Genomic DNA, 12,390 nt, shown 5'->3' with positions numbered 1-12,390 from the left:
TAAGAATTTTCTTACACGTCACATAGCGCTCTTTATGTAGTACCCTTTCTATTTTTTCTTGTTTTCTTCTTTCACTAATTGCATGTTTGCATAAGCTAAGTTTGCAATCATCAAAAAGTGACCTCCTAAAATTCCCGTTCCAAATGCCCACATTTCCATTTCATGTTCGATTTCATACATAATAATGGCTCCTAATATCGCAGCTGCAAAACGATTTAAAATGCCGATTCCAGGAACTCGTTTCTTCAATATAATATTTCGTCCTATTTTCTCAACTCGTCTAGCTAATAGCCAAAGACAATATGCACTTACTGCTAATCCAATCCCAAAGCCGGTTACTTGTTTGGAAAACGGAGTAATCGTTCCTATAAGTAGCAAACTACTAAAAATCATATACAATTGCAATCGATAAACGCGCAATGCCATTTGAATCAACAATATCCGCTCCTAGTTATCAATTTTATTTTTCTTTTGATTCAGAAAGAAAGCAGCAACCTAAACAGTTGCTGCTTGTTCTTGTTGTTGATCAATTTTCCGAATTTCAATGCGCTTAATTTGATAAGAATCTTTTTCAAGCACTTTAAATTCATAATTCTCTGCTTCCACACATTGTCCTTCTTCAATCTCATGATTTTGCATCATAATCCAACCGCCAATTGTATCTACATCTTCTTCCTCAATGTGTAGACCAAATAAATCTTTCACTTCTGAAATCAACACTTTTCCATCCACAATCTTATGATGTTCATTTACGTGTTGGATTGGCGGATCTTCATCTTCATCATATTCATCACGAATTTCCCCAACAATTTCCTCTAATATATCTTCAAGCGTTACAATTCCAGCTGTTCCTCCGTACTCATCATATAATACAGCCATCGGAATTCGCTTCTTCTGCATTTGTAGAAGTAAATCATGAATTGGAGTTGTTTCCATCACTTCAATAATTGGGCGCATATACGCACGAATGGATGATAAATCTTTCGTATCATTGTTCATATATCGAATAAAGAAATCTTTTACGTTAACCATACCGATAATATCATCTTTATCCTCTCCAAAGATTGGATAACGTGTATATCGCTCATTTTGGATAATTTTCATGTGTTCTTCTACTGAATCTTCAAGATAAAAGCCAACAATCTCTGTTCGTGGCACCATTATCTCTTTAGCAATGCGGTTATCGAATTCAAAAATGTTATTTACATATTTATATTCTGCTTGGTTAATTTCTCCACTTTCATAGCTCTCCGAAAGAATAAGACGTAATTCTTCTTCCGTATGTGCTACGTCATGTTCAGAAGCTGGTTTTAAGCCAAATAAGCCTGTTACAACACGAGCAGAGCTATTTAGCATCCAAATAAACGGATACATCACTTTATAAAATATCATTAAAGGTCCAGCAAATAATAAAGTGATCCTTTCAGCCTTTTGAATTGCCATTGTTTTCGGAGCTAGCTCTCCAACTACAACATGCAAATATGTCATAATCATAAACGCAAGACCAAAAGTTAACACATGTGAAATGGAAGGGTTTAAATTCCACTTTTCAAACAATGGACGCAATAATTTTTCTATCGTCGGTTCACCTAGCCAACCAAGTCCCATTGCTGTAACTGTAATCCCTAGTTGACAAGCAGATAAATATTCATCTAAATTCGTTGTTACTTTTTTTGCTGCTAGCGCACCGCGTTTGCCTTCCGCAACAAGCTGATCAATGCGACTTGAACGTACTTTTACAATCGCAAACTCCGCTGCTACGAAAAATCCAGTAAATGCGATTAAAATCGCAACCATGACTAAATTAAATATCTCCAATGAATCCCCTTAGTAAAAAACTAAGGTGTTCACCTCCTGTATACTATAATGTTTTCTCATTTACGTTTCTTTTCTTTAGAAAACATAGCGCTATACAGAAATTAAAGGGGATAGATACAATTTACACTATAAAAACATCATTAGTGTTTGCATCAAAGCTGTCGTTTGACCAGATAAAGATTTTGATATTTTTTCTCGTTGTGAATCAGTCAATCCATCTAACAGAGGTTTTAACTGTGTTAATTCTGTTTCTAATCGCTGGATATGTTCTGTCACTTCGTTCACCTGTTTCGAAACGTGTTCATTGATACCGAGCAGCTTTTTCTTCTCCTCGATCCTCTCTTTAATCTCACAAAGCGGCATATGCATTTCTTTGCATTTCTCAATAAATTGTAGTGTTTCAAATGCTGTCTCGTCGTAATAGCGATAATTGGATTGAGATCGCTCCGCTTTTAAGATACCTAGATTCGTATAATAATCAATCGTTCGTTTCGAAACATGAGCCAAGTGAGCCAACTGTCCGATTCGATACACCTTCCCAACGATCTTCCCCCCTCATTTATATTAAGAACATCATACAATACATAAACTGTACAGTCAAACGTGATGGTTTATTATTCACAATATATGCTAACATTTCATTCCAAATGTCACCTGTATTCTATGATTTCCTTCTATTTGTAAAGGTAGTATCTTTCTATTTATGTTACCATTAATTTATAAATATTCACACAATAGGGGGATCTCTATGGCATTGGACATGAAAGAAAACTGTCAAACATGCAACAATTCACTACAATTAGATTCGGAAGCTTATATTTGTACGTATGAATGTACATTTTGTGCTCCATGTACTGAAAACATGCATCATATTTGTCCAAATTGTGGAGGTGAATTAATACGTAGACCAAAGAAAAAGAAACATCTATTTAAAAATCCCTTTTAATGTATCACCAATTATAGTAGCTAAATATTCATAACCCTGCTCACTAAAATGCAATCCATCCCGTTCTTCATTCTCTAAAAATCTTTTATAATTGGATTCTTGTATCATAAGAGAATGTAAATCTAGAAAATGACTTTTTGTTTCTTTCGCTACTTCTTCCATCACCTTTGCATACTGCTTTAATACTTCATTTGTTCTCGCAAGTTGTCTTTCTTCATCGACTGGCGCAGGACTAATAAGAAGTACCTTTTCTGGAGAAATGCTTCGTACAATTTTTGTTACATTTTCTTTATATTCTTCCTTTGGCACTTGCTTATAAAATGCCGCATCATTTGTCCCAAAAAAGACCGTTACAAAGTCTGGGTTCAAAGATAAAACATCCTCTTCTATTCTTCTTAAAGCATCAAATGTATCATCACCAGGAACTCCGGCATTTACAACTTTCCACTCTGGAAATTGCTCTTGTAGGCGCGGTGTTAACCGACGCGCACCATTCCAAAATGTTTCATCGGCTGTAATGCTATCACCAAAACATACGAATGTATTCATTTTTCTCTCTCCTTATTATTACATACCTTACTTATTGTACCACCATCCATAACACCATTCCCAATCAATTGTTCAATGATTTCTGAAACATTCATTTTCCCCATTCCTACTTCACAAATAGATTTAGAATTACCATAATGAAACCACCTTATCTATGATTAGACAATTACGAGAAAAAACCTTTAGAAATCCTTGTATTATATAAAAAAAAATACGATTTGTTTTTATTGATAATACAGTAGCGAATATATTTTCATTCTTCTGCTTCTCATCATATGCTGTCACTTCGCTCAACTTCACAAATCCCCCTCTTCGCTTTTATATTTAAAAAATACGGGAATAATAAAAAAATACTTTGAACACATAGGAGGCATTGTATGAAACCTGATTTCTTGCAAGCAATTCAAAACGCTGTTGGTCATATTGAACACATTCATATCGAAGAAAGCGGAGCGGACAGCTTACTCATTCATCATGATGATCCGAATAAACTAACACAAGTTGCGAAAACATTAGAAAGTCAAAACTTCTATTCTGCAATAAGACATAATGGACAAACATCATTTATTGAAGTCGTCAACAAATGAAAAAAGTTCGGTCATATCCCGAACTTTTTTATCCTTACACTGAAATTTCAAACTCTCTTACATACACTGCTGTTCCTGCCACTTCAACATGTAATACATTATCTTTCTCTGTTCTCTGCACATACACTCGTACACGTCCATCTTTGTGTATCTCCTGCCCTTGTTCAACAATACATATCATTTCCTGTTCTTTATCTTCCTTCAAAAATGTAGCATAATAGGCTCCCATTACACCAGAAGCTGTTCCTGTTACTGGATCTTCAATTGTTCCAGCATACGGTGATAAAAAATGACGACCATGCATATGCGCTTCTTCATGATACGTTTCGAAACAAAACGGATGAATAGACGCGTTAGGTATTTCTACTAAAATAGATGGAAAGATCTTATTATTTGGTTTCATCTTTTCGCAGGCAACCAATGTTTTAATAGGTACTAATAATGTCCAAACCCCTGTACTTCCATATACAATTGGTAATGTTTCATCTATATCTTCTTCATGAAGACCGATGCTCCGTGCTACCTCTTCTTTAGAGCCATGAAATCCTTGAAACTGTGGTTCTACTTGTCGCATTCGAACATATACTTCTCCATTCCCATCTATTTCTACGCATACTGGTAAAATTCCAGCTTTCGTTTCGAGCAAAAGGCTACGGACTTCTTTCCATACTCCTCTTGTGTAAAGAGCATATATAGTAGCCACTGTTGCATGTCCACAAAGATTCATTTCATGACCTGGCGTGAAGTAACGAATCTTTATATCGGCAACATTTGAAGGGAATACAAAAGTGGTTTCGTTAAATCCTACTTTTTCCGCGATACGCTGCATCTCATAATCTGTTAATCCTTCTGCATCTAATACAATCCCTGCTGGATTTCCCATATTGGGTTTATGACTAAATGCCTCATAATGAAATACCTTTATTTTCTTCATTTTGTATCCCCTCATCTCACAGACTTTTTCATACAAAAATTAATAGAAATAAACAAAGGAGCTATTCGTCGTTGAGCAGAGCCTCTCATCTTACTCTAAATTTTCATAATACCACTTACATTCATCTAACCATGCTTAAACTAATCCATCGCTGGATTACTCATTTTTCCAGTTAAAAATAAGAATGTTGATTTTTTCCCTTCAAAAAGAATAGAAGTAATATAACCAATACTCACAAAGCACTCTATTCACAATCTCAGTAAAAAAACACCATATCAAATGTATACCCATTGGATTAAAATGCAAAATAAATAATTTTATTATATATTACAATATTAATGGATATGTATACAAATTGCCTATCATAACATTACTATATCCCACATTCTCCTTCTACACATGATAGATATAGAATAGCACCACACTAATGAATGGGTGAATTTGTCCACGCTCTATCATATGCTTGTCCTTTCCCAAAACAGAGAAACGCCCTCTAGCAGACACCAACACTCTTCAGATACATATTGAGGTAACATCTTGGAAACTCCCCCTATTCATTATACTGTTTCCTGCTCGTCTACATTCCTTGTTATTGTATGATTTCTAGATATGGATTAAGTCAAAGATTATTTTTTAATTATCTCAACGAATAAAACTCAATATCCTGTCAATACTGTTGATAACCTTTTCTAACTTACCCAAAAGTTGAGCAGCTAGCTTTTGCTAGCTGCTCTTTTTTGAGTTCAGAGATAAGCCATGCCTTATCTTACATACCTTTGTTCGTAAGACTCTCAATGCGATCAAGTATTTTTTCTAGCCTTTGTAAATTTTGTAATGATGTGCTTGAAACATATTTATCTATTGATGCAAATTGTACCCATTGCTCACCCTTCTACATCCATTCCTCTTTTTTACAAAATGAAATTTTTATTATTTATTTCTCAACACTCAACATATCACATCCAATCACCATTATTGGTAATATATGGTTAATATGTCAATTTTCTCTTATGCACTTTTTACAAAGAACCTGTACCCCATGGCAGGTCCTGTTTGTTGCTAAAATAGTGTTTTTGTTTCCTCTTAAAATAGGCGAAATCTCACATTTTTATCACATAATATAAAATACCTAAATATGTAACAAGGAGGTTTATAGCATATGCACCCATATCAGGATTCACATCTACATTATCCAATTCGAAATAACCATCCAAGTTCAAATATACAATATTTAATTCAACAAATGACTAGGTTCGAAAATCGTTTAGATCATCTCATTAAGCTAATTGAAGATAGCAATCAATTGTTACGATCCATTGAGCAGCAAAAACAAATTATTTCCAATGGTGGTGGGTCGGTTATTATACGAATGTAAATCACAATAAGTTATAAAATACAACATTATCTAAACTAAGAAGTATGATAACCATAACCTTTAGCCATAATTATAACTAAAGTTTTCTTGAATATAACATGACAAGGAGATATTTTATGGAAAATAACAAGAATGGAATACTCGCTTTAGTTGTTTTTGCTTTAGCTTTAGCTTTTTTTGTTGTTGGGATGATTTATTCATTGTGGGGAACATTTTGAAGCGGTAATACGAGCAAAGACACTTAAAACCTCAAACTGCCTCAAAGACCCTAGCTTGTTAAAGCATGCACCGATACTTATGGGACAGCCCCTTTTCGAAAGCACAGAAATATTTAAAATGGTTATAATCATTTTAAACAGTTGGGAAATTTGCATTAACCAATTATATTATCCAAAGCATTTTATCACTTATGATTTTCTCAACGTGTTTTAAAGACATATCAAAATTAATGTGCTGGCAGCTTTGTATCTTTCAATGTATATGTAGTATAGTTTGGACTAAATTTTTTCGATTACAAATGGTTCTTATTCACGTACACTACACACAGAGTACGGTGATTTAAACATACAAATTCCACGTGATCGTAACGGTGAATTTAAACAACAGACAGTGGCGCCCTATCAGCGCTCAAATGATACGCTAGAAGCAACCGTTATACATCTATTTCAAAAAGGAATTACGATGACAGAAATTGCACATTTCATTGAGAAAATGTACGTTCATTATTACACAACTCAAACCATTTCAAGTGTGACCAAAGCTGTATCAGAACAAGTAAAAGCTTTTAACCAACTGCCCTTACATACACGTTACGTGTATGTATATTTAGATGCGGCATACATTGCCGTGCGCCGTGAAATTGTGTCAAAGGAAGCCGTCTACATCACTATTGGCATTTATGAAGATGGTTCAAAAGAAGTACTTGCCTATACGATTGCACCAACCGAGTCAGCGCATAACTGGAAAGAGCTCTTAGAAGAACTAAACGAACGCGGTGTGGAAGATGTGCTTCTATTTATTTCAGATGGTTTAAAAGGTATGGTAGACACTATCTCAAGCGTATTTCCAAAAGCGAGATATCAAACTTGTTTAGTCCATGTAGCACGCAAGTTGTCGCACAAAGTTCTCGTAGAAAATCGTCAAGCGGTATGCGATGATTTCAAGACTGTTTATAAAGCAGATTGCCTAGAATCTGGTCGAGAAGCGCTTGATGCTTTCTGTTTAAAATGGCAAAAGGCCTATCCAAAAATGGTGAAATCACTTCAAATCAATCAGCATATGTTGACGTTTTACAGCTTCCCAAAGGAGATTTGGAGAAGTATTTATTCAACACATTGAATTGAATCTTTTAATAAACAAATCAAAAAATACTCAAAGTGTAAAAAACAGTTTCCAAATGAAGAGTCAATGGAACGCTTCCGATTCTCGCAATTTGAGCACTATAATCAACGCTTCGCCACGCGTTGCCACATCGGTTTTAATAAGGCACGTGCAGCATTAGTAGCGATGTTTGAGGAACTTGAAGCGTAAAATTTTACCTACAAATAAAGTTATTTTTGTACCAAAAGTGACGTTCTATCTGAAAAGGTTAAAAAGTCATTTACGCAAAAATATTGACGGTACCAGAAAAAGGAATAGACAAAAATGCAAACATTGTAATTTATTGCATTTAAAATATATTTAATATTCCTATTTACCTTTCTCTCTTTTTAGTAATTTTAATAATTATAAAAATTACTAAAGAGATAATCATATAAGTAATTAAATATTTATAACCAAAGGAACTAAAATCAAAAACTAAATTTTTGAAAGTGATAACACCTTCAAAAAATACTTGTAAAATTAAATATACTGTTATGGTTAATGGAATTGCTAACCTAAAATTTCTTGGAATTGATATCCAAAGTTTAAACAAAAAAGCTTGAAATTTATTCAAACAAAACCTCCAATTCACATGATGTAAAAAGTATTTATCTTATATAAAAATATCCAAAAATACATATTAATTACAATAAACCGATATTTTACTAGTTCGCACCCGGCTAAACTAACAAAGGAGAAACCCACTCAAAAAATCTCCACCTTTCCTCCATTGCATTCCGAAATTCAGCTGATGTTTAACTTTCGACAAGCCGAACAGACCAGAAACGGGGTTAAGTTTCTCAACTTGGACTAGCAATTATATCAGCCGAACCATCAGTTTTTCCGTTCTCAATATTATTATTTTTCTGTACGAATCAACGCTATGTGGGGTTTCGTCCCCACACGACGAGCCAGCACTCACATCCAAAAACAAAGGAGAACATTTTTCTGAACATTCCCGATGATACATCTTGTTAAATTTCCGGTTATTTCTATGTGAATTATATCAAATCAATGTATAGACAAAAAGACTTATATTCTTTTTCCAATAGTTTATCATTTTATTTGTAAAGTAAAATGAGAGTGGCAATTAAATATATGGGGCATTATTTAGATATTTCTAGTTCTATTGAAGATTCGTTAACTAGATCTATTCAACAAGTAGCTCCAACTTGGGTACCAGATTGGAAAATTAAAGGTGTCGTAAAAACAATTACATTCTATTTATCGATTTAAATACATTAGAAGGAGGTAGTTTATGAAATATCTATCTATCGTTTCAAAACTTGTATTTTTTATAATCATACTTGTTATTGTTATTGATCATTTTGAATTATATAAGTATTTCGGTTTATCACAAACAATAACAAAAACAATAAATCCTTTCGGAATTTGGATAATTATTATTGCTGGTGTTTTATTGATTATAGAATGGATGCAAAATAAACGATGAGTTTGTTTAATGTATGTAAAAAGAATGTTTTTATCTTTAACATCGGTATCAAGCTAAGCCCATACAACGTCAAATAGAGTAGTGGTTGTTTCCTTTTTTCTCTTATAGCTTAGTTTTTGTTGTTGCTCATCTGTAAGTCGGTGAACAATCACACGAGTTGGTACTTTATCCGTCATTCCTACATAAGCGTAAGATATTTCATATGTTTGACCTGGCTGAAGAGAATTCATTAAGACCTCCATATCCATCACTCCGTACCTTTTTTGATTCTTCCATCTTGAAAAGAATCAGGGTTGGGATTTTTTGATAAATACATGTGTTGGATTTAATACAAGAAATATAATAAGCCTTTTTATCTTGTATATGTTGCAAATCTTTCAAGTGAAAATACCCTAAATCTCGGATAGACAAATCATTCGCTGTTACAGTTGGGACACACAGAGAGCCATAGGTTCGATCATGTTGTTTACCTGGACCTGTATGGATATGTAGGAATTGTCCGCTTAATAGATCATATTCAAGTTGAATTTTCATTCCAGCAGTATGGCTACACCCTTCCGCCCCAGGATAAATGGATGAAAATATATCTGGAAGCTGAAATACAGTTGAATCTAAAATACGAATACGCTTGAAAACAGAGGTGTATGGAGCAGAAATTCAGTTTTTTCACGCTCTATTAACAAGGCAGTTATAGCATCCTGGTTTAGCGTTAAGAATGTGAATATATTCTACTTCTTTATTATCAAAAATTTCATCTATATTTTCTCTTAAATTTACACCTTCTGTAACCCTTGCTTCTACAATCATTGAGTCAGCATTGTAGCCGCGTATAGATAGATACCTATGATGTAACATAAGCGGAATTTCATTTACACCTAGCTTAGCGGTAGTTGCCCCCTTTCGTATAAATATAGGACCACTTGCTTTATAAGGCGAATTAACATTATGATATTGGTAGTTCAGTAAGATTACCTCTTCTCCTACCTCTGCATCCTTCAAACTTATCCTACAAGGATATCCAGGATTTTTATTTGCTATTATTTTGACTGCCCCGATACTTTTTAATTCTTCTTCATTCATTAGAAATAGGTTATGAAACTCCTTCTCTTGTAACGCAACGATTTGAAAGTTATTTCTCATATTCTATCCCTCCTTAATTAGTTGTTATAAAGCATTTCACTAATGATGCAACCACTAAAGTTCATAAAACTTGTTCAATACTCCTGCCCGTTGTCGAAGATTGAATTTTCGAAATATTAATAGTGAGTTTAACATAAAATTCCACAGGAATCTCTAAAAAATCATCCTTTTTAAAATAGAATGATTGCCCAATTATTTATTAATAGCGGTTAAAGTAAATCGTTTATCGGTTAAACCTAGTTTCTGAGCTGGCGTTGACCTTGTCTGTTTAGATACTTTAGTAGCCAAACAGAAGCTGTAGTACGTTCTAAAAATATATATTTTTTGTTTTGGGGAATAATGTATTTCTTAACTTGATAGCGATGTGGCTGTACCCCTGTATGGCCTTGATGAAAAGCATATTGATGAATCTAATATAAGAGAAACTTTAAGATATGAAAATTTAGAAGAATTTGTTGAAAAGCAAAAAGATAAACTTGATACGAATATAAGCAAGAGTGGTGATAAATTATCAGGGAACGAAAAACAAAGGTTGAATATAGCTAGGTTATTCTAAAAAACCCGGATGATAATATATTATTCCTTGAAGATGAAGAGATTGTATGCAAAGGCTCACATGAAAGAGTTAGTGAAATAAATAAAAGATATAAAGAGTTTATATCTACAGTAATGTAATAAGTAGTTCTAGTATGGAAAACCAATATGTATTTAAATAGAAACAGCATCAGACTGATAGTGTTTTTACGTGAATAAGTTTTGATCTTCCATACCCCTCACGCTCTTTTTTTCAGTACGAGTATTAGCATGTCTAATGTTCAAAGATTTGTTATATGTTCCTTATAATTCCCCGTTTAACTATAAGATATAATTAGAATATTCCGATTATTCTTAATTAAAAATACTGGTGATAAAGTATGAATGCTCAGTTTAAAAAAAGGATACTTGAGTTAATAGTCTTATTGATAATAAATAAAAGGGATAAATATGGATATGCATTAGTCAAAAAATATCGAGTAAAATTGTCATATCTGAAGGAACTGTTTATCCAATATTAAGAAGAAATGTAAAAAATATTTTACATTTTAGGTTTTATATTATACTATATAAATGTAAAATGTTTTTTACATTTATATAGTAGGAGGAGTGAAAATGTGGAGAATAATATTAAGTCATTAAGAAAGGTACAAAAAATATCTCAAGATGAATTAGCTAATTTGTGTAATGTTTCTAGACAAACAATTAATGCTATTGAAAATAATAAGTATGATCCTTCTTTAGTTTTAGCTTTTTCAATAGCTAATTATCTTAATGTAAAAGTGGATGAGTTATTTGTTTTTAATAAATAAAAAATTATAGTATAGAAAGGTTTGAATATACATGTTAAAAAAACCTGATGAAATGGAAATGTATCAAAATATGAAATCATCGAGACCTACTCTTATTTTTTATTCTTTATCTTTACTTATTTGGTCTTTATATGATTTTATTAAACATGGAAAATTGGGTATAGCATTTGGAATTTTAATTATTGGGAATGCAATATTTTGGTGGGGAAGATTTTATTATAATAGGAAGATGAAATAATAAAAAGTAACATTATCAGTGAAATGTTACTTAATAGTATAGTTATTAACATGAACACAATAAGTTTATTTTTAGTAATATTGGTTTTAGTTTTAATAATCAATCCGATGTTTTTTGCAATACCAAAGTGGTTCTTACGGACTTTTGGTGAATTGCTCTTTTGTGTACTACATTGATATAATAAAAGAAAAGGAGTAAACCATGATGTACCCTATCTCTTGGTTAAGTCCAGTATGGGACACTTATTTGTGATCTACGTCATCATAGACCATTAGCGCTATTACCGAATCGTTCACCTGAAACACTAGCGGAATGGTTGAAACAACCTCCTCACATTCAAGTCGTGAGTTGCGATGGTTTTACAAGTTTTCGTCAAGGAATTTCTGACGCAAGTTCTTCTATTCTTCAAGTATCTGATCGCTGGTATTTTATTAAAAATGCTAGGAAACATTTAGATACGTTCCTCTTGTCAGCCGTTCCTTCTACTATTACTTGGAATGAAACTTCATCTATTTCCATTGAAACAGCGTTAACAAAAACAGAAAAATAAAACTCATACGCCAGAAACGAAAGTGGGACTTGATTCAAGAAATAAAGAAAGCCCATCGCTCCGGGAAATCTATCAATTCCCTAACGAAAGAA

General features: G+C 33.1%; 14 protein-coding genes and 4 pseudogenes. 10 read left to right on the top strand and 8 right to left on the bottom strand.

The window, feature by feature from the left end:
• Positions 1–48 precede the first annotated feature (48 nt).
• From MR056_RS15290 to MR056_RS15280, 3 genes are all read right to left on the bottom strand, one after another.
• Positions 49–435, bottom strand: coding sequence for an ATP synthase subunit I (locus tag MR056_RS15290; protein WP_041809815.1), 387 nt, complete (start codon positions 433–435; stop codon positions 49–51).
• 60 nt (positions 436–495) lie between these two features.
• Positions 496–1,818: a hemolysin family protein gene (locus MR056_RS15285; RefSeq protein WP_087098890.1), complete on the bottom strand. Its 1,323-nt coding sequence runs from the start codon at positions 1,816–1,818 to the stop codon at positions 496–498.
• A 126-nt stretch (positions 1,819–1,944) separates the two neighbouring features.
• Positions 1,945–2,352, bottom strand: a complete 408-nt coding sequence (locus MR056_RS15280) for a MerR family transcriptional regulator (RefSeq protein ID WP_012094595.1) — start codon at positions 2,350–2,352, stop codon at positions 1,945–1,947.
• 214 nt (positions 2,353–2,566) lie between these two features.
• On the opposite strand from MR056_RS15280, the gene MR056_RS15275 reads away from it, so the two are divergent.
• A complete protein-coding gene (locus MR056_RS15275) occupies positions 2,567–2,764 on the top strand; it encodes a DUF1272 domain-containing protein (RefSeq protein ID WP_087098892.1) in 198 nt (65 codons plus the stop codon).
• On the opposite strand, the gene MR056_RS15270 is transcribed toward MR056_RS15275, so the two are convergent.
• Positions 2,744–3,313, bottom strand: a complete 570-nt coding sequence (locus tag MR056_RS15270; protein WP_012094597.1) for an SGNH/GDSL hydrolase family protein — start codon at positions 3,311–3,313, stop codon at positions 2,744–2,746. The genes MR056_RS15275 and MR056_RS15270 overlap by 21 nt on opposite strands.
• A gap of 377 nt (positions 3,314–3,690) precedes the next feature.
• On the opposite strand from MR056_RS15270, the gene MR056_RS15265 reads away from it, so the two are divergent.
• Positions 3,691–3,900 carry a hypothetical protein gene (locus tag MR056_RS15265; protein WP_087095062.1) on the top strand — a complete coding sequence of 70 codons (210 nt, stop codon included), beginning with the start codon at positions 3,691–3,693 and terminating at the stop codon, positions 3,898–3,900.
• A gap of 34 nt (positions 3,901–3,934) precedes the next feature.
• Here the strand turns inward: MR056_RS15265 and MR056_RS15260 are convergent, their stop codons facing one another.
• Complete coding sequence (locus tag MR056_RS15260) at positions 3,935–4,834, bottom strand: PhzF family phenazine biosynthesis isomerase (RefSeq protein WP_087098893.1); 900 nt, start codon at positions 4,832–4,834, stop codon at positions 3,935–3,937.
• A 1,159-nt stretch (positions 4,835–5,993) separates the two neighbouring features.
• Here MR056_RS15260 and MR056_RS15255 point away from each other — a divergent pair.
• The 3 genes and pseudogenes from MR056_RS15255 to MR056_RS15245 form a co-directional block, all read left to right on the top strand.
• Positions 5,994–6,209, top strand: coding sequence for a hypothetical protein (locus MR056_RS15255; protein ID WP_087095063.1), 216 nt, complete (start codon positions 5,994–5,996; stop codon positions 6,207–6,209).
• Positions 6,210–6,567: 358 nt separating this feature from the next.
• Positions 6,568–6,771, top strand: a pseudogene (locus MR056_RS15250) (DUF418 domain-containing protein); the annotation flags it as partial.
• Positions 6,726–7,739, top strand: a pseudogene (locus MR056_RS15245) (IS256 family transposase); the annotation flags it as partial. The pseudogenes MR056_RS15250 and MR056_RS15245, both read left to right, overlap by 46 nt.
• Before the next feature lie 163 nt (positions 7,740–7,902).
• Here the strand turns inward: MR056_RS15245 and MR056_RS15240 are convergent.
• Entirely contained in the window at positions 7,903–8,145 is a 243-nt protein-coding gene (locus tag MR056_RS15240; RefSeq protein WP_041809818.1) for a hypothetical protein, read from the bottom strand.
• Positions 8,146–8,654: 509 nt separating this feature from the next.
• Between MR056_RS15240 and MR056_RS15235 the strand changes: the two genes are divergently transcribed.
• Both MR056_RS15235 and MR056_RS15230 read left to right on the top strand, forming a co-directional pair.
• Entirely contained in the window at positions 8,655–8,807 is a 153-nt protein-coding gene (locus tag MR056_RS15235; RefSeq protein ID WP_157671234.1) for a hypothetical protein, read from the top strand.
• A 22-nt stretch (positions 8,808–8,829) separates the two neighbouring features.
• Complete coding sequence (locus MR056_RS15230; protein WP_048724434.1) at positions 8,830–9,024, top strand: hypothetical protein; 195 nt, start codon at positions 8,830–8,832, stop codon at positions 9,022–9,024.
• A 113-nt stretch (positions 9,025–9,137) separates the two neighbouring features.
• Here MR056_RS15230 and MR056_RS15225 read toward each other — a convergent pair.
• Positions 9,138–9,681, bottom strand: a pseudogene (locus MR056_RS15225) (IS4 family transposase); the annotation flags it as partial.
• 9 nt (positions 9,682–9,690) lie between these two features.
• Complete coding sequence (locus MR056_RS15220) at positions 9,691–10,164, bottom strand: DUF1203 domain-containing protein (protein WP_012094601.1); 474 nt, start codon at positions 10,162–10,164, stop codon at positions 9,691–9,693.
• 914 nt (positions 10,165–11,078) lie between these two features.
• Between MR056_RS15220 and MR056_RS15215 the strand changes: the two are divergent.
• The 3 genes and pseudogenes from MR056_RS15215 to MR056_RS15205 all read left to right on the top strand — a co-directional run.
• A pseudogene (locus tag MR056_RS15215) lies at positions 11,079–11,236 on the top strand (helix-turn-helix transcriptional regulator); the annotation flags it as partial.
• A gap of 79 nt (positions 11,237–11,315) precedes the next feature.
• Positions 11,316–11,510 (top strand): helix-turn-helix transcriptional regulator, encoded by a 195-nt coding sequence (locus MR056_RS15210; protein WP_012094602.1) that lies wholly within the window; start codon positions 11,316–11,318, stop codon positions 11,508–11,510.
• 482 nt (positions 11,511–11,992) lie between these two features.
• Positions 11,993–12,298, top strand: coding sequence for a transposase (locus tag MR056_RS15205; protein WP_242136585.1), 306 nt, complete (start codon positions 11,993–11,995; stop codon positions 12,296–12,298).
• Positions 12,299–12,390 lie beyond the last annotated feature (92 nt).

The sequence above is a fragment of the Bacillus cereus group sp. BfR-BA-01360 genome, assembly GCF_022663595.1.
GTDB classification, from domain to species: domain Bacteria; phylum Bacillota; class Bacilli; order Bacillales; family Bacillaceae_G; genus Bacillus_A; species Bacillus_A cytotoxicus.
This window is presented reverse-complemented; position numbering and strand designations above follow the sequence as displayed.

What these genes read in the sequence shown, in the direction of transcription:
- MR056_RS15270 (WP_012094597.1), bottom strand. Translation starts at nt 3,313, where the DNA reads ATGAATACATTCGTATGTTTTGGTGATAGCATTACAGCCGATGAAACA.
- MR056_RS15220 (WP_012094601.1), bottom strand. Translation starts at nt 10,164, where the DNA reads ATGAGAAATAACTTTCAAATCGTTGCGTTACAAGAGAAGGAGTTTCAT.
- MR056_RS15255 (WP_087095063.1), top strand. Translation starts at nt 5,994, where the DNA reads ATGCACCCATATCAGGATTCACATCTACATTATCCAATTCGAAATAAC.
- MR056_RS15265 (WP_087095062.1), top strand. Translation starts at nt 3,691, where the DNA reads ATGAAACCTGATTTCTTGCAAGCAATTCAAAACGCTGTTGGTCATATT.
- MR056_RS15230 (WP_048724434.1), top strand. Translation starts at nt 8,830, where the DNA reads ATGAAATATCTATCTATCGTTTCAAAACTTGTATTTTTTATAATCATA.
- MR056_RS15275 (WP_087098892.1), top strand. Translation starts at nt 2,567, where the DNA reads ATGGCATTGGACATGAAAGAAAACTGTCAAACATGCAACAATTCACTA.
- MR056_RS15260 (WP_087098893.1), bottom strand. Translation starts at nt 4,834, where the DNA reads ATGAAGAAAATAAAGGTATTTCATTATGAGGCATTTAGTCATAAACCC.